Genomic DNA, 17,185 nt, shown 5'->3' on the forward strand with positions numbered 1-17,185 from the left:
CGAAGTGTATTTGAAGTGTTGCACCTCAGCATGTATGGCTCACCCACACATTTAGGCTTGGAGTAGCGTAATGATCCGTCTTTTCACCGTTCTAATGGTTGCTGTACTGGGCCTCGCGGCCTGCCAGCCTGCTGGTCCGTCGGTCGGCGCGGACGGCCGCCCGATCGCCACGGCCTACAAGATCAGCCAGCGCGAAGCGGGGAAAATCCCGTTCCGTATGCTGGATTCGGTTAACACGCTGCGCACATCATCTGCACTTCCTCCGGTTGAGCTTGATTCCCAACTGACAGCCGCCGCCGCGACACACTCACGAGACATGCAGGTACAAAACCGTCCATGGCACTTCGGATCGGACGGCTCGTCGCCCGTTGATCGTGTTCGCCGTGTGGGGTTTGCGGGTCCTCTTGTAGGCGAAGTGATCTCGGAAACGTACGAGTCAGAGCTTGAAACACTTGGAGCGTGGATGTCGCAGCCCGATACGCGACGGATCATCATGTCACCCGATGCGCGTAAAATGGGGTTTTCCTGGTATCAGGAAGAAAATGGTAAAATCTGGTGGACGCTTGTGATGGGCGGCTAAGCCGCCCGAACTGCACTTACGGGTTTATGGCAATCGGCGTGCCATCCTGAACCATAGCGTAGATACGCTCCATCTCTTTGTTGCTCACAGCAATGCAGCCCCATGTCCAATCACCCTTGTCCAAACGCATGGGGTGACGTTGACCATGAATAAAGATCTCACCACCAGGTGATTTACCCATCGCACGGGCCACGCGAATATCTTCAGCGTTGGGATAAGAAATACCAAGCGACAGATGAAAGCGGCTGTTAGGGTTGCGGCGATCAATACGGTAGATGCCTTCGGGCGTTTTACCATCGCCTTCAATCTGCTTATGCCCTTCAGGCGCAAATCCTAGAAAAATGTCGTATTCTTTCAGCACGCGCTCTTTATTGAGCAGGTACATTTTTCTATCGCCCTTATTGACGACGATGCCCGTGACATCAGGGCCATTGTACCGCTTGAATTTACTGGGGGTACATGCCCCAAGAGTCGCAACTGCTGCGCCACCCAATATCAGATGTCTACGTTTCATATGCCTGCTGCCCTATCCGTTGTCGGATCATTATTGCTTACAGCATAACAAGTTTGACGCGCTTCACAAAGACGTCAATTTGTAATTTTTCGTGATCATGGGCATTTTTTCGCAGAGTTATGAGCGGGACAGCTGCGCGGCAAGTTCCACATGCGACGACCAGCGGAATTGATCCACTGGCTGCACCCAATCCAGCGTGAAACCGCCCGCAACCATTTGGGCAACATCACGGGCAAAGGTCACAGGGTTACACGACACATACGCGATGCGCTTTATGTCGCTTCGGATCAACTCGGCTGTCTGTGCTTCGGCACCTGCGCGGGGCGGGTCCATAACCACGGCGTCAAATTTCCTGAACTCATCAGGCAGTAATGGACGACGGTAAAGATCACGCGCCACATGGCTTACAGTCTTGAGGCCCTTGGCCATGCGCCAGCCTTTGTCCATGGCCTCCAACATCTCGCGCTCCCCTTCAACGGCGAATACCTCGGCGTGTTCGGCCAGCGGCAGGGTGAATGTGCCGCAGCCTGCAAACAGGTCAACAATGCGCTTGGCCCCAGCAACAGTCTCTTGCACAGCGGCCAGCAATTGCGCCTCACCATGGGCAGTGGCTTGCATAAACGCACCCGGAGGCGGACATACATCGGCCTTGCCAAAGCGTTGCACCGGGGGTGCGCGTTGGGCAATCACTTCGTCTTCCCACGTCAGGCGGGCAAACCCACGGCTTTCACACAACCCCGCGAGCGTGATCCGCAGCGGGCCGTCCAGAGGCTTGCCGCCGCTGGCCTGCACGTCCAAACCCCGCGGCGAGGTCGTCACTGTCACAGCCAGCGTGGCTTTGCGGCTGCCGCCCAGCTCTGCCAGGCTTTCGGCGATCTCACGCGCGGCCAGAAGAGCAGGTTCAACCAGTTGGCAATCGGGAATCTCGATAACGGTGCCAGAGGCGCGTCCGTGAAACCCAGACATTGTCCCCTTTTTCGTACGGCGCGCCGCAAATGTCGCACGGCGGCGGGATTGGGCGGGCGAAGTGAGGATCGGCCTGATCTCGGTGCGGATGCCCTGCGCCGCCAAAGCCTGCGCAATCACATCGGTTTTCCACGCAGCAACAAGCGGGTCAGAGGCATGTTGCAACTGGCAACCGCCACAAGCTTTGAAATGACGACAGGGCGGCGCCACCCGTTCCTCGGACGGAGTGATGATTTTCACATCACTCAGCGTTGATCCATCCAGTGTACCTGTGACGATCTCTCCGGGGAGGGTCATGGGGGCAAAGACGGGGCCTTCGGCGATACCGTCGCCATAAAGGCCAAGGCGTGTGATTTTATACTCTGTCATACCCCCGCCATAGCGCCGCGCGTTAACCCGCGCCAGCCCCTATTCTGCGGCTTTGATATCCAGAAAGCCGCCTGACTGCCGCTCCCAATAGCCGGCGTAAAGACCACCTTGGGCCAACAGCGCCTCATGCGTGCCAGTCTCAACAATGCGGCCACCCGCCAGAACGACGATCCTGTCCATCTCCCGCAACGTGGATAGACGGTGCGCAATCGCCATCACGGTCTTACCCTGCATCACCCGCTCCAGCGCGCTCTGGATCGAGGCTTCGACCTCGCTGTCCAACGCACTTGTCGCCTCATCCAGCACCAGAATAGGCGCATCTTTGAGAATGGCACGCGCCAAAGCGATCCTCTGGCGTTGCCCACCGGATAGCTTCACGCCGCGCTCGCCCAGATGTGCGTCATACCCTGTGCGGCCTTTGTGATCCTCAAGCTCAAGAATGAACTCATGTGCCTCGGCTTTTCTCGCCGCCTCTATCATCTCGTCTTCAGTCGCATCAGGACGGCCATACATGATGTTATCGCGGGCTGAGCGGTTGAACATCGCAGTTTCCTGCGTGACCATCGCGATGGACCGACGCAGGCTTTCCTGTGTCACATCACGGATGTCTTGACCGTCGATTACAATCCTGCCCTTTTCGGCCTCATATAGCCTTAGCATCAGCGCAACGAGTGTCGATTTACCCGCACCCGATGCCCCGACCACGCCCAATTTCTCACCTGCGGCAATGGTCAGATCGATCTGCTCGATCCCGCCATTTTCACGGCCATAGTTAAACTGCAAACCATCGAATTTGACCTCGCCCTCTTCGGCAACCAAGGCGGGGGCGCCTTCGGCGTTTTCCAGCCTTGTGCGCGGGGTCAAGGTACGCATCCCGTCCTCTACCTCACCAATATTCGAATAGATCGCCATAAGCGTGAAGCTGACCCAGCCCGTCATTTGCGCGATCCGGATCGAAATCGCACCCGCTGCCGCAATGTCACCCGCACTGGCCATATCGCGCTGCCACAGAAATACTGTCGCACCAATCAGCAGCACAGGCAGGATGCCAGCAAGGCTCATCAGCGCAAAGCGAAAGCCAGCGGCGAGATATCCGAACTCAAGCGAACGGTTGCGAAAGCTGCCCATCGCATCCAATGCCGCGCGGTCCTCATAATCGTCATGGGCGAAAAGTTTGACTGTCTTGATGTTGGTAATTGTGTCAACCACCTGCCCCGACACCAGCGATCGCGCACCCGCACGCGCGGCAGAGCGTGCGCGAATGCGTGGCAAGAACCAATTGATCAGCGCGAAATAAAGCACCAGCCAAACAGCAAGCCCCACAGCAACCCAACCGTTGATCGCCGTCAGCAGCAGCACTGACCCCACCAGCGACGCCAGCGCAAAGGCCACCACATTAATCATCTCCGACGCGACATCCGTCACGGCACGCGCGGCCTGCATCTGCTTTTGCGCGATACGGCCCGCAAAATCATCGTCAAAGAAAGTCACGTTCTGACCCAGCGACCAACGATGCAGGCGCGACAACACCAAAGGGTTCACGTTGGGCTGCACAATAATCGCGTTAGACGCAGCAGAGAGACCAAAGAACAACGGCCGCGCAACCAGGAAAAACCCGATAGCCACCGCAATCATCGCAGTGTTCTGACCGTCAAAAAATGCATCCGGTCCACTCGCGACGGCGGCATCAATCACCCAACCAAGGATCAAGGCTGTGCCCGCCTCCAGCGCGCCAGCGACTGCGGACAACGCCGCCGCCAACCACAATGCGGGCCATGCCCCCGAGAGGCACCAGCGCATGAAGGCACCCAATGTTTGCGGGGGGGGCCCGTCAGCGGGGCGAAAAGGATTGATCCAGTCTCCGATATTCACGCGGTTTCTTCTTCCTCATCTATCTGAAGGAACCCGCCTGATTGACGCGCCCAGAACTGGGCATATAGCCCGCCTGACGCCAAAAGCGCGTCATGTGTACCATCTTCAACGATCTGCCCCTCATCCAGCACCAGAATCCGGTCCATTCGCGCGATGGTTGACAGGCGGTGGGCAATGGCAATTACGGTCTTACCCTCCATCATGCCATAGAGCGTTTTCTGGATCGCCGCCTCGACCTCGCTATCCAATGCACTTGTGGCCTCATCCAACAACAAGATCGGCGCGTCCTTGAGGATAACGCGCGCAAGCGTTACGCGTTGCCGCTGACCGCCCGACAGCTTAACGCCACGTTCGCCAACACGCGAAGCGTATCCGGTGCGCCCTTCAGGATCTTGCAGCTCTTGAATGAAATCATGCGCCTCGGCTTGACGGGCGGCAGCGACCGCTTCCTCCTCGGTGGCGTCAGGGCGGCCATAACGGATATTTTCAAGAACCGAACGGTGGAGCAAGGCACTGTCTTGTTGCACCATTCCGATCTGGCGGCGCAAACTGTCTTGGGTAACTTCTGTAATCTCCTGACCGTCAATCATGATCTTGCCCGCTTCGGCATCATAGAACCGCAGCAACAACTTGAGCAAAGTCGATTTGCCTGCACCCGACCGCCCTATCAGCCCCACTTTTTGACCAGGCTCAATCACCAGATCGACAGCATTCAATCCACCCGAAGTGCGCCCGTAGTGATGGGTCAATGCCTGCATTTCGATCCGCCCGTCCGTCAACGCAAGCGGCTTTGCGTTCAGGGCATCGACCAGCGTGATCGGTTGCGCAATCGTCTCCATCCCTTCGGCCACGACCCCCAGCTGACGAAAGAATGCAGACAGCGCCCACATAATCCATGCCGTCATAGAATTAAGGCGCAGCGTCAAAGTAGCGGCAGCAGCGACAGTGCCCACGCTCGCCTCACCCCCGATCCACAGGGCCAAGGCCCAACCAACAACACCGACGATCAACAGACCGTTGAGCAACACCAACGAAAAATCCATGATCGTGTAAATCCGCTGCTCTATCTGAAACGTGCGGCGTGCTTTCTCAATAGCTTCCTTTGCATAGAGTTCTTCGCGGTCGTGATGGGCGAACATTTTTACCGAATGGATGTTGGTATAGGCATCCACCACCCGCCCCGTTACAACCGAGCGCGCGTCAGACGCCGCTTTGGACGCTGGCCCGATGCGCCGGATCGCCCAGCGCGACAGCATAAAATACACGCCAAACCAGATCACCAGCGGCAGGAGCAGGCGCGGATCAGCCGACGTCAACAGAATTGCGGCACCAATCAGATAAGCTAGCGAAAAAGAAATCGCGTCAAAGGCCTGAAAAACCACCTCGCCCGCTGCGGGGGGTGTTTGCATGATGCGGTTTGCAATGCGGCCCGCAAAATCATTCTCGAACCAGCCAACGGACTGGCGCAAAACCTGTCGGTGCGCCCGCCAGCGGATCAACGTCCCAAAGTTCGGGAGGATCGCGTTACTTACCAGCGCCACATCAATCGCCTGAAAAATCGGGCGCAAAAACACGATGAACAGCGCCACGATGATGAGTTCGGTGCCATGACGCGCCCACATCTCCTCTGGGTTTTGATCCAGCAGATCAACGATACGGCCCATGTAATAGATCAGCCCGACTTCGACCGCTGCAACAACGATCGACATGAAGGCCGTGAGGGCGAACACTTTTTTGAATGGCTTGCTATAGCCCATAAAGAACGACCACAAATCACGCGGCGGACGGTCATCAGGCGGGTAGTCCTCATACGGGTCGACAAGGTTTTCAAAGAAGCGGAACATAGGCATGGCCTTAAATAGAGACTAACTTTGACAGATTTGATGCATCGTCAACGCGCATCACGGGGCTGGCAGTGACAGTAGCGCATCTTTGGTAAGTTTGAAGTGCGATGCGATCCATGCCGATTTCAGCTGTGCCAGCCGCGCGCCCAATTTCGCCCCCTGATACGCGGGCATCAGATCACGGGCTGATATCGGAAATACCTGTGCCTCCGCTGCCCTCAGAGTTCCGATAAATTCCGCGTCAGGCATGCTCTCGGAGAGGGCGTTGCGGAGCAGGTAGGCTTGCGCAGCAATCGCTGCACCATGATCAAAAGAAGTCTCTAACAAGCACTTTCCTTCATATGCAGCGGCATGAATAATCGCATATCTCTGCTGTTCCGCTTTGCTCAGCCGCAGGCGTTCTGGAACGTCTTCCCCTCCCAGCGCGACCAACCGCCCGATCCAGTCACGGGAAACGCCAAGCGCCTGTTCACTATGGATCATCAAAAGAACGAAACGTATATCGGCACCTGATAAAATCGTTCCTAACACGCCTGTTTGGCTCATCGCGGCCAAAGCGGTGGACGGATCAAACGCCGAAAGCAGCTTTGACACCTCGGCTCCGATCCGCTCCGCCGAGAGGGTCGTTAGCCCATCAAGGTTCGCAGCTATCGCCGCCAGCGCATCAGGATCCATCCCCTGCGCGGTATCTCCATACCACGCATGAAATCTGAAATAACGCAGCGTGCGCAAATAGTCTTCTCGGATGCGCATATCCGCGTTTTCGATAAACCGCACATGGCGCGCGCGCAGGTCAGGCAAACCGCCCAGAGGGTCAACAACAGCGCCATGGCGATCAGCATAAAGAGCGTTCATAGTGAAATCGCGACGGCTGGCATCGTCCGAAATATCTGTAGAAAACGCGACCACCGCACGCCGACCATCGGTCTGTACATCGCGGCGGAATGTCGTGACCTCATACCCCACGCCACCCGACACGACAGTTATCGTCCCGTGATCAATGCCGGTTGGAACAGGTTTCAGGCCCGCGTCCCTCGCAAGCGCCATGATCTGATCCGGCACAGCGCTTGTCGCGATATCAACATCGCTTACTGGAGCACCTAACAGCGCGTTTCGCACACAACCGCCCACAAAGTAGGCCGAATGCCCGCCCGCAATAATCGCATCCATCACAGCGCAGGCTGACGGAGCGGTCAGCCACGGCGCATCAACAGGATCTATTTTTGAATAATCTCGGTCCATGCCCGCAACATACGCGCTGTTGCGCCCCAAATGTAATAGGGTCCGTAAGGCACGACAAAATAGTGGCGCATCTGCCCACGCCAACGGCGCGACTGGATCAGATAATTGTCAGGGTCCAGCACATGCTCCAGCGGCACAGCGAACACTTCGTCGACTTCGCCAGGTTCCGGGCGGATATCGAACGGTCCTTTCACAAAACCGATCACAGGCGTGACGTGAAAGCTGGTCACAGTTTCATGGGGCGGCAACGTGCCCAAAACTTCGACATTCGCGGGCGGCAGACCAATCTCTTCGTGCGCTTCGCGCAACGCGGCAGCAACCACATCGGCATCGCCTTCGTCTTGCTTGCCTCCCGGAAACGCGATCTGACCCGGATGATGCTTTAGCGCTGCTGCGCGTTTGGTCAGCAGCAGACTGAGACCGTTTGCATCCTCGATGATGGGTGCAAGCACACCGGCAGGGCGCAGTTTGCGCCCCGCTGGAAGCACCGTATCGGGATTTAGATCAAAGTCCGACGACCCCACACCCGTCTGCGCCAGTGCATTACGGAAGTGTTCAAGCTGGTTATGCATCCGTTTCAGCATCAAAACCGACTGAAGCGGGATCAAGATCATAATGCGCGCCACAGAACTGACAATCAGCCGTCACGCGGCCGTCGTCAGTGGTCATGGTGCTGATGTCTTTGGCTGAATAGATCGACAGGCTTTGCCGCACGCGATCTTCCGAACAGGTACAGCCGAAATGCACGCGTTGTTTTTCAAAGACGCGGGGACGCTCCTCATGGAACAGACGCAGCAATACATCCGATGGCTCCAGCGTGGGGCCGATCAGTTCCAGATCATCAACGGTGTCGAGCAGGATGTTCACGCGTTTCCAGTTCTCACGCTCATCCTCGTCCAATAGATCAACGGGCTGCACGATATCACCAGATCCCTCCTGCTGTGCAGCAAAAGGCGATGCTTTTGGCATGTGCTGCAGCATCACCCCGCCCGCGCGCCAGCGATCGGCTTCATCCGATGTAGTTGACTTGCCAAAACTCAGCTCAAAACGCGTAGGAAGCTGCTCAGATTGGGCAAAATAGCCTTCAGCAGATTTTGACAAGCTCTCGGAGGAGAGGGGTGCAATGCCCTGATAGGGCGTCATGCCTTTGCCCTGATCAATCATCACCGCAAAGTACCCTTCGCCGATCTGATCGATGGGCGCACCCTCTGTCAGGCGATCCGCATCGTAGCTGGCATAAGCACGGATACGCGCGGGGCCGCCTTCGGTCTGTGGGCCATAATAATCAGTGGCGATCATCCGCACAGGACCTTTGGACTGGACCTGCAACTGCAGCTTCCACCGCAGCTTGATCGTCTGGCCGATCAACGCAGTCAGCAACGCCATCTCGGCCACCAAGGCTTCGACTTGTGGGGGATAATTGTGCTGCTCCAAAATTCCGGCAAGGGCTGTATCAAGCCGTGCAATGCGCCCGCGCATATCGGAATTATCAAGCTGGAATGGCAGAACCGTGTCGTCCCACCCGCTGCTGTTTGAATCTGTCATTTTCGTCTATCCTTACCGCGAAGCGCTTGGCATACCGTGCCTATGTAGGGCGGGCAAGCCATGACCAAAAGGGGGCAATCATGATCAGACGTATGGGAGAAGTGCCAAAGCGCGGACAACGCTATACAATGCGCCCTGGTGCTTATGTCATTTTACCTATCGGACGGCGCTTTCTTTTGACTGCAGATGTTGAGGATGTGATCGATATCCAGCTGCCTGGCGGCGGGATTGACCCCGGCGAAAGCCCGCTACAAGCGCTCTACCGCGAGGTAAAAGAGGAAATCGGCTGGTCGATCGCGCAGCCCCTGCGTCTTGGCGCGTTCCGACGGTATGTTTTCATGCCGGAGTATGACCTTTGGGCAGAAAAGCTCTGCCATATCTATGTGGCGCATCCAGCGCGGCAAATACAGGCCCCGACCGAGCCCCACCACGAGACACTGATTCTTGATACCGATGATGCAATTGCTGCCTTGGGTTGTGACGGCGGGCGTGGCTTCCTCGAACGCTATGTTGCATCCAGACCCTGATATTCGAACAAAATCGCAGAGACATCATCGGGGAAATCCTCGCTGCCGTTAAATTCGGTAAGCCGCCATATCAATGCCTCAAGAAAAGCAGGGCCGCGCATATCGGCCAGATCATGCATTAATGCTGTTAGCCCTTCCTCCCCCAACATATCACCATCAGGACCAGGACATTCAGTTACCCCGTCCGAAAGGATAAGGATTCGATCGCCACGGTTCAGGGTCAGCTCAAACCGCTCAAACCCGATGCCTGACAACAAGCCCACCGGAAAGCCACCAGGGCCAGTTTGTTGTATTTCGCCCGTCGCACGTTGCACTGCGGGGTGTGGATGCCCCGCCTGTGACATGACAATATGGCCTGTCGCCAATTCCACGAACCCAAGCAACAGAGTAAAGTAATGCTCTGTCTCCATTTCGTCGAGAACGAGATCATTCAGGGCTGCGACCACCTCATCAGGCGAGCGCGGCACATACTCCCCCAGATCGTTTTTGTGCAATGCAACATTCTGGTCCGGTGCGGCGCTGGACAGATAGCCCGCCAGCCGCGCCGTCATCAACGCAGAACTGATGCCGTGGCCTGAAACATCCAGCGCATAAAGCCCGATATATTGCGGACCTGCCTCAAAAAACCCGACAAGATCACCACCTACATGGCCAGAAGATCGCAAGAGCAGCGACAAATCACCCACAGGCAAGGCGCGAAACCGCTCTTTGACCAGCGATTGCTGGAGCTTTTTCGCCTCCTGTAAATCACTGTCGATATTGTCATATAACTGCTGAAGCTCGCCAAGTGTTTCGCTCAGCTGGCGGTTGGCCTGCGCCATAGATCGCTGCATCTCAACGATACGCTCACCTGCTGTGATGCGTGCGCGCAGTTCATTGCTATCGACAGGTTTGGTCAGGAAATCATCCGCGCCACTATCAAGGCCAAGCGCCACTTCTTCTTTCTCGCTTTTGGAGGTGAGGAGGATAAAATAGCTGTAATCCTCGCCATCCATCTCCCTAAAGCGTTGGCAAAGCTCCAGCCCGCTCATTCCCGGCATCATCCAGTCGCTGAGGACTAGATCAGGTTTTTGAATGACGGCTAATTCCAAGGCTTCTTCGCCAGATTCAGCCTCAACCACATCAAAGCCCCACCGTTTGAGTGCAAGAGTCAGAAGTTTGCGCTGCAGCTTACTATCGTCCACGACCAATACATGCCGGATGGCACCGCCGCGCGGTACACTGGAAACAGATGCAGTATTTGGGGGACCAATAGACATAAAACTTTCACAACGTACACTGCGCCACTGCATACCCGTCACGTCTTAACAGGGGATGAAGCGTAAACCCCGCGACTGCTTACCAGCGATTAATGATTCCACGCTATCGCATGCTGACCCAAGGAGGTTGACATGATAGATTGGAACAGGATCAAGACGCTGCGCGACGAAATCGGCGAGGAAGACTTTCCCGATGTGGTCGAACTCTTCATTGAAGAGGTTTCAGAGATGATCGAAACGCTGCGCACCACCCCGAAGGTTGAAACTCTTGGCGCTGATCTGCACGCACTCAAAGGCAGTGCGCTTAATCTGGGGTTCAAGGAGTTTGCGCAGATGTGTCAGCTGGGCGAAACCGCCGCAGCAAATGGCGCGGCGGATACGGTTGACCTGCCCCCGATCCTTGCCTGCTATGACGCCAGTAAAACCACATTTCTGAACGGGCTGGAAAACGGCAAAGCGGCCTAGACCAGTTTGTAAAAGCTTTCGACACTGATACTGCCATGCTCGGACAGTGCTTTGGCGCGCAACATCTGCATGCCTTTGATCCAGCGCGCAGGGTCAGCACCGCGCAGGGCGTTGTATTTGCCCACGTCAGGATGTGGCAGAATAACAAATGCTCCATCGGCCACGCCACGCCAGACTGCTTGCGCCACATCTGACGCGGTCAGCAAATTACCTTGCGCATCGGCGTCGCCCAGTCCCAGCAGCGGTGTCGCCACGTATTGAGGGCAAACAACAGATACGCCGATGCCGTCATCGCCATGCGTGATCAGCAGCGACTCGGCAAAGCTGACAGCGGCGTGTTTGGTAGCGGAATAGGCCGCATCGCCGATCTGGTTGAGCAGACCCGCAGCCGAGGCGACGTTCACAAAATGCCCCGACCCACGTGCGATCATCGCAGGCAACAACGCTCGCGCTGCCCAAACGTGGGCCATCACATGAACATTCCAGTTCAGCATCCAATCCGCATCAGAGGCCGAGGCAGCGTGAGAAGGATCACCGCGCCCCAACCCCGCGTTAGAGACAAATACATCCACAGGGCCATGCGCCGCCTCCGCCGCAGCTATCGCTGCGATAATCTGGGATTCCTGGGTAACATCACAAGCCGTAGCGATGCCGCCAATCTCGTCTGCGACAGACTTAGCCAAATCCATATTCAGATCGGCAATACATACTTTGGCACCCGCCTGCGCCGCATGTCGGGCCAGTGCCGCACCAATACCGCTGGCCCCGCCCGTCACAACAACCGATTTACCTGCAATATCCATGATCGCTCCCTAGATTACGAATTGGGCAAGCGTCTCATCATTGGTGATATCTGTATAGGTGAACCCTGCGTCATCAAGCTGGGACAGGAAGCGCGGGAATGTATCTGGGTTCAACGTCTCGATCCCGATCAGGACCGAGCCGAAGTTGCGTGCCGATTTCTTAAGGTACTCAAAACGACAGATGTCATCATCGGGGCCAAGGATGCTCAGGAATTCCTTGAGCGCACCAGGGCGCTGGGGCATCCGAAGAATAAAGTACTTCTTCAGACCCGAATACCGCTGCGCACGCTCCTTCACTTCTGGCAGCCGCTCAAAATCGAAATTGCCGCCAGAAGCGACACAGACAACCGTCTTACCTTTGATCTGGTCTGCCACCTCGCCCAGCGCCTCGATGCTCAGCGCACCTGCGGGTTCCAACACGATGCCTTCAACGTTGAGCATTTCGATTATGCTCACACATATGCGGTCTTCACTCAGATTTATCACGTCTTCGCGCCGCGCGTCTTTGAGCCTTTCGAACGTGCGCGCGCCCAGTTTTGCCACTGCCGCACCATCTACAAAGCTGTTGATGGGCGAAACATCAGTCGGCGCGCCATTGTCCAACGCGCTGGCAAGACTGGGCGCACCCGTAGGCTCGACATATGTGTAACGGCACCGATCCCCGAAAAACGCACGCGTGCCCGCAGACAGGCCGCCACCCCCCACAGGTAGGATGATGTGATCCGGCACGCGGCCCAATTGATCTTCAATCTCTACCGCGACAGAGGCTTGACCCTCGATCACATTGTCGTCGTCAAAAGGAGAGAGGAAGTAAGCGCCCTCCTCTGCACAAAACGCCTGAGCAGCACCCAAAGTTTTATCAAAATAGTCGCCCACCAAGCGCACCTCGATATTGCTGCCGCCGAACATCTTGGTTTTCTGGATTTTCTGCTGGGGCGTCGTTACCGGCATATAGATCACACCACGGACGCCAAAATGACTACACATAAACGCAACACCCTGCGCGTGATTGCCAGCCGATGCGCAAACAAAAACGCGATGCTCGGGGATCAACTTGCGCATGGCGTTGAACGCACCGCGCAACTTGTACGATCGCACAGGGCTCAGGTCTTCGCGCTTAAGATAAATCTCGGCGCCGTAACGCTCGGACAAATGCTCGTTTTTCAGCAGGGGTGTGGCGGGGAACACAGCCCGCATCGCACGGGTGGCTGCGATTGCGCCCATTTGGAAATCTTCGCTCATATCTCGCCGCCCTTTGTTTCAGAGGTCTTGGATATGTCCCTACATCACCTGCGTCAATAAACCCATCTCGCTTGCTGTGGCGCAGAAAACCCGCTAGGCCACCCGCGTAACTCGAACAAGGAAGAGATCATGTCCGCGCCCAAGAAAGTTGTGCTCGCCTATTCCGGTGGCCTCGATACCTCGATCATCCTCAAATGGCTGCAAACCGAATACGGTTGTGAGGTTGTGACCTTCACTGCCGATCTGGGTCAGGGAGAAGAGCTGGAACCAGCCCGCGCCAAAGCAGAGATGATGGGTGCCTCCGAAATCTATATCGAAGATGTGCGCGAAGAGTTTGTGCGTGATTTTGTATTCCCGATGTTCCGCGCCAATGCTGTGTACGAAGGGCTATATCTGCTGGGCACGTCCATCGCGCGCCCGCTGATTTCAAAACGTCTCGTAGAAATCGCACACGAGACAGGCGCGGATGCTGTAGCCCACGGTGCCACAGGCAAGGGCAACGATCAGGTCCGGTTTGAGTTGGCAGCATACGCGCTGGACCCAGACATCAAAGTGATCGCCCCGTGGCGTGAGTGGGATTTGAGCAGTCGCACCAAACTGTTGGAATTCGCCGAAGCCCACCAGATCCCCATTGCCAAAGACAAGCGCGGCGAAGCGCCGTTTTCTGTGGATGCCAACCTGCTGCACACATCCTCTGAAGGGCTGGTTCTGGAAGACCCCGCTGTAGACGCGCCTGACTATGTTTATCAGCGCACCGTAAATCCCGAAGATGCGCCTGATGCGCCCGAATATATCGAGGTCGGATTTGAAGCGGGTGATGCGGTTTCCGTGAACGGCGAACAGCTTTCCCCTGCCGAATTACTGACCAAGCTGAATGAATTGGGCGGCAAACATGGCTGTGGTCGTCTTGATCTGGTCGAGGGCCGTTTTGTCGGAATGAAATCACGCGGCATTTATGAGACACCGGGCGGTACGCTGCTGCTGGAGGCACACCGCGCTATTGAATCAATCACACTGGACCGTGGCGCAATGCACCTCAAAGACCAGCTGATGCCGCAATACGCCGAACTGATCTATAACGGCTTTTGGTATTCGCCCGAGCGTACAATGCTACAAGCCGCCATCGACGCCAGCCAGACCCATGTTACAGGAACCGTGCGTCTGAAGCTGTACAAAGGCCACGTGCGCACCGTTGGCCGCTGGTCTGATCACAGCCTTTATTCCGAAGCACATGTCACATTCGAGGACGATGCAGGGGCATACGATCAAAAGGATGCCGCTGGCTTTATCCAGTTGAACGCGCTGCGTCTCAAATTGTTGGCAGCCCGCGACAAGCGGTTTAAGTAAGCTGAAAGATACCTCAAAGCCCCTGCTCAGGTGATCTTGAGCAGGGGCTTATGAGAAGTGCCATCCAACACCAGACCGAACACTTTAACAGGTTCTAATTTCACTCGCTAAAAACCACGAACGACCCGAACGGATGACTGTTCGGGTCGCCTACTCGTTACTCAACCGAAAAGAACGGCTACACCGCTACTGGTAACTCAGATACCATTTACGAACGCTGAACATGTATCAGCGATTTTATGTGGTTCACGGGGAAAGGCGGCGTTGATGTAACCCCTGATAGTAAGGCAAGGCGGCCTCAAGCACGGGTTTCAATACATCTGGCACATCGGGTAACGGTCCTTCGACACCTGCAAAACCTGTGCTTTTATGCACTGCACCGTACCAATGCGCGGCCCAGATGCCATCATCAGGGTGCGGTCCCACAGGCCACTGCAACATCGCGCGGTCAAACGACAAACCGATAGCATCACATAGTTTCTTGAGCATCAGCTCAGGATTCGCGCGTATATCGGTGCTATCAATCACGACCCCACCCAAACGATCAAACACCTCGGTTTGCTGCACAAACCCTATATCCTCCAGTGTGGGCGATTCACGTTTCGCAGCGTAGCTTGCAATAACCCTCGCAGGGTGGCGGATCAGATGAACATTCACACAATCACCCGCCCAATCCATAGGAAATCCATCCAGCATGTGGTGGGGCATATGTTTCATATAGAGGTGCGGTGTGCCGCTACCTCCACAGGTGTCGGCAATGCGGTGCGGATCAGTCTCATGGGTTGCGATGATCTGTGCCGCCATTGGGTGATCCGCGCCGGTAACGTGCAGATACGGGGCATAAAACGGCTCGTCCATAACCGAAAAATCACCGCGCGCGCCGAACGAATACATCATCGCCGTGCTTAGGTTGCGGGGGCCAGACCACATGGCAATACGCATCGGCAGGATCCTTTATCGGTATATTGTGTTGGCGTAGTCTTAGCAGGGTCGCGGGACGGGTAAACTCAAATCACCAGCGCGTGAGAATTTCAATCATCCGTTGCGCAGCCGCGCGTGCAGGGTCAGCATAAGATAAAAGGAGCGCATCATGAGCATACTTAACAACATCAAGACCATCGCATTGGCAGGGTTGATCGCCATAGGCCTAATTGTACAGGCATCACCCTCATCTGCCGCGGGAACCGAAACGCTCACCGTTGCTGGGGGATGTTTCTGGTGCGTTGAGGCCGATTTTGAAAAGGTTAAAGGTGTGAAAGGCGCCGTATCGGGGTTTGCAGGTGGAAAGACGGCTAACCCCACATACAAACAGGTCACAGCGGGCGGTACCGGGCATTATGAGGCCGTACAAATCACCTTTGACCCTGCCCTTATCAGCGCAGGCCAGCTTCTGGATCTATTCTTTCGTTCGGTCGATCCAACGGATGCGGGCGGACAATTTTGTGATCGTGGACCAAGCTACCGCACAGCGATTTTCGCCACGGGCAGTCAGATGTCAGCAGCCGAGCAGGCAAAAACCAAGGCGCAAGCTGATCTTGGTAAAAAGGTTGTAACGCCAATTCTGTCTGCGGGAAAATTCTATCCTGCCGACGCCTATCATCAGAACTACGCCAAAAGCAGCAAAATCATCCTGACCCGCTTTGGCCCGAAGAGCAAAGCGAACGCCTATAAGGCATACCGCAAATCATGCGGACGTGACCGGCGGGTAAAAGAACTGTGGGGATCGGCAGCGCCCTTTGCCGGCTAGATGCCAAAACGGTCCTGGATTTCCTTGAGATCCGGGATCACATCTGCTGTTCCGCGCCGCATCACCATCAGCGAGCCTGCCTTTAGCGCCAGATCAATCGCGGTCACCATATCCATCCCACGATCAAGCCCTGCAACCAGATAGCCCGTGAAAGTATCGCCTGCGCCTGTCGTATCAACCGCATCGGCAGGATAGGCATCAAAGTGCTTTTCGCCTATATTAGAGACCCATTTGCACCCCTGCGCGCCCAATGTGACAATCACATCCGCCACACCTAGCGCACCAACGGTTTTGCCTGTTGCAGCCTCCAGTTGCGATGCTTCCACCTCGTTCAAAACAAGCAAATCAATACGGCCCAAAAGCCGTTCAATCGCAGAGGCCTCAAACGGAGCCGCAGCATAAGCCACACGCAGACCTAACGACTGGGCAGTTGCGGCAGCGTACTCCTGCCCGTTCGTCTCGTTCTGCATCAGCAGAAAATCACCGGGCGAAGCTTCGGTCAAAGCGCCGCCGATTATAGCTTCGGTCAAGTGAACATTCGCGCCTTGGAACAAGACAATGCTGTTCTCGCCGCCACGTTCGACCACAATATTCGCATGGCCCGTCGGCATTTCGATCTGGGCAATATGCGGGGTATCCACGCCGTATTCCAGCAAACGGTCGCGCGTCCAACGACCATCGGCGCCGACAGCACCAATATGGCTGATCCGCGCAGCAGCACGCGCCGCTGCAACCGACATATTGGCACCCTTACCACCCAAACCAAACCCATAGCTGGTCGCAGCCAGTGTTTCGCCCGCGGCTGGCAGATGCGGAACCTCGTAAAAATTGTCGATGTTGATCGAGCCGAGGTTCCAGATCAT

The 17,185-nt window shown here is 56.1% G+C and carries 17 protein-coding genes; 5 read left to right on the top strand and 12 right to left on the bottom strand.

What is annotated here, in order from left to right; all coding sequences use genetic code 11:
• Window positions 1–70: 70 nt before the first annotated feature.
• Window positions 71–580 carry a CAP domain-containing protein gene (locus Q0903_RS06215; protein WP_299413802.1) on the top strand — a complete coding sequence of 170 codons (510 nt, stop codon included), beginning with the start codon at window positions 71–73 and terminating at the stop codon, window positions 578–580.
• 16 nt (window positions 581–596) lie between these two features.
• Here the strand turns inward: Q0903_RS06215 and Q0903_RS06220 are convergent, their stop codons facing one another.
• From Q0903_RS06220 to Q0903_RS06250, 7 genes are all read right to left on the bottom strand, one after another.
• Window positions 597–1,094: a L,D-transpeptidase family protein gene (locus Q0903_RS06220; protein ID WP_299026547.1), complete on the bottom strand. Its 498-nt coding sequence runs from the start codon at window positions 1,092–1,094 to the stop codon at window positions 597–599.
• A gap of 117 nt (window positions 1,095–1,211) precedes the next feature.
• Window positions 1,212–2,429, bottom strand: a complete 1,218-nt coding sequence (locus Q0903_RS06225; RefSeq protein ID WP_299026550.1) for a class I SAM-dependent RNA methyltransferase — start codon at window positions 2,427–2,429, stop codon at window positions 1,212–1,214.
• Between the two features lie 39 nt (window positions 2,430–2,468).
• Entirely contained in the window at window positions 2,469–4,301 is a 1,833-nt protein-coding gene (locus Q0903_RS06230) for an ABC transporter ATP-binding protein (RefSeq protein ID WP_299413805.1), read from the bottom strand.
• The gene (locus Q0903_RS06235; protein ID WP_299413808.1) at window positions 4,298–6,145 is read right to left on the bottom strand and encodes an ABC transporter ATP-binding protein; all 1,848 of its coding nucleotides are present in this window, start codon (window positions 6,143–6,145) and stop codon (window positions 4,298–4,300) included. Before Q0903_RS06235 ends, Q0903_RS06230 begins: the two co-directional genes overlap by 4 nt.
• A 57-nt stretch (window positions 6,146–6,202) precedes the next feature.
• Window positions 6,203–7,387, bottom strand: a complete 1,185-nt coding sequence (locus tag Q0903_RS06240; protein WP_299413811.1) for a CCA tRNA nucleotidyltransferase — start codon at window positions 7,385–7,387, stop codon at window positions 6,203–6,205.
• Window positions 7,363–7,959, bottom strand: coding sequence for a CoA pyrophosphatase (locus Q0903_RS06245; RefSeq protein WP_299414490.1), 597 nt, complete (start codon window positions 7,957–7,959; stop codon window positions 7,363–7,365). The genes Q0903_RS06240 and Q0903_RS06245 overlap by 25 nt, the downstream gene beginning before the upstream one ends.
• A complete protein-coding gene (locus Q0903_RS06250) occupies window positions 7,952–8,932 on the bottom strand; it encodes an Hsp33 family molecular chaperone HslO (RefSeq protein ID WP_299026562.1) in 981 nt (326 codons plus the stop codon). The genes Q0903_RS06245 and Q0903_RS06250 overlap by 8 nt, the downstream gene beginning before the upstream one ends.
• An 80-nt stretch (window positions 8,933–9,012) precedes the next feature.
• Between Q0903_RS06250 and Q0903_RS06255 the strand changes: the two genes are divergently transcribed.
• Window positions 9,013–9,459 (top strand): NUDIX domain-containing protein, encoded by a 447-nt coding sequence (locus Q0903_RS06255; RefSeq protein ID WP_299413815.1) that lies wholly within the window; start codon window positions 9,013–9,015, stop codon window positions 9,457–9,459.
• Here the strand turns inward: Q0903_RS06255 and Q0903_RS06260 are convergent.
• Window positions 9,438–10,718: a SpoIIE family protein phosphatase gene (locus tag Q0903_RS06260; protein WP_299413818.1), complete on the bottom strand. Its 1,281-nt coding sequence runs from the start codon at window positions 10,716–10,718 to the stop codon at window positions 9,438–9,440. The genes Q0903_RS06255 and Q0903_RS06260 overlap by 22 nt on opposite strands.
• A 132-nt stretch (window positions 10,719–10,850) precedes the next feature.
• On the opposite strand from Q0903_RS06260, the gene Q0903_RS06265 reads away from it, so the two are divergent.
• Window positions 10,851–11,183 (top strand): Hpt domain-containing protein, encoded by a 333-nt coding sequence (locus Q0903_RS06265; RefSeq protein ID WP_299413821.1) that lies wholly within the window; start codon window positions 10,851–10,853, stop codon window positions 11,181–11,183.
• Here Q0903_RS06265 and Q0903_RS06270 read toward each other — a convergent pair.
• Both Q0903_RS06270 and ilvA read right to left on the bottom strand, forming a co-directional pair.
• On the bottom strand, window positions 11,180–11,986 hold the full coding sequence (locus Q0903_RS06270; protein ID WP_299413823.1) for an SDR family NAD(P)-dependent oxidoreductase: 807 nt from the start codon (window positions 11,984–11,986) through the stop codon (window positions 11,180–11,182). The genes Q0903_RS06265 and Q0903_RS06270 overlap by 4 nt on opposite strands.
• A gap of 9 nt (window positions 11,987–11,995) precedes the next feature.
• Window positions 11,996–13,228 (bottom strand): threonine ammonia-lyase IlvA, encoded by a 1,233-nt coding sequence (gene ilvA, locus Q0903_RS06275; protein WP_299413826.1) that lies wholly within the window; start codon window positions 13,226–13,228, stop codon window positions 11,996–11,998.
• A gap of 129 nt (window positions 13,229–13,357) precedes the next feature.
• On the opposite strand from ilvA, the gene Q0903_RS06280 reads away from it, so the two are divergent.
• Window positions 13,358–14,575 (top strand): argininosuccinate synthase, encoded by a 1,218-nt coding sequence (locus Q0903_RS06280; protein WP_299026573.1) that lies wholly within the window; start codon window positions 13,358–13,360, stop codon window positions 14,573–14,575.
• 246 nt (window positions 14,576–14,821) lie between these two features.
• Here Q0903_RS06280 and Q0903_RS06285 read toward each other — a convergent pair whose 3' ends face one another.
• Complete coding sequence (locus Q0903_RS06285; protein ID WP_299413828.1) at window positions 14,822–15,517, bottom strand: HAD family hydrolase; 696 nt, start codon at window positions 15,515–15,517, stop codon at window positions 14,822–14,824.
• 148 nt (window positions 15,518–15,665) lie between these two features.
• Between Q0903_RS06285 and msrA the strand changes: the two genes are divergently transcribed.
• The gene (msrA, locus tag Q0903_RS06290; protein ID WP_299026578.1) at window positions 15,666–16,322 is read left to right on the top strand and encodes a peptide-methionine (S)-S-oxide reductase MsrA; all 657 of its coding nucleotides are present in this window, start codon (window positions 15,666–15,668) and stop codon (window positions 16,320–16,322) included.
• On the opposite strand, the gene Q0903_RS06295 is transcribed toward msrA, so the two are convergent.
• Window positions 16,319–17,185 carry a ribokinase gene (locus Q0903_RS06295; RefSeq protein ID WP_299413831.1) on the bottom strand — a complete coding sequence of 289 codons (867 nt, stop codon included), beginning with the start codon at window positions 17,183–17,185 and terminating at the stop codon, window positions 16,319–16,321. The genes msrA and Q0903_RS06295 overlap by 4 nt on opposite strands.

The sequence above is a fragment of the uncultured Sulfitobacter sp. genome (assembly GCF_947502895.1).
Taxonomy (GTDB): Bacteria; Pseudomonadota; Alphaproteobacteria; order Rhodobacterales; family Rhodobacteraceae; genus Sulfitobacter.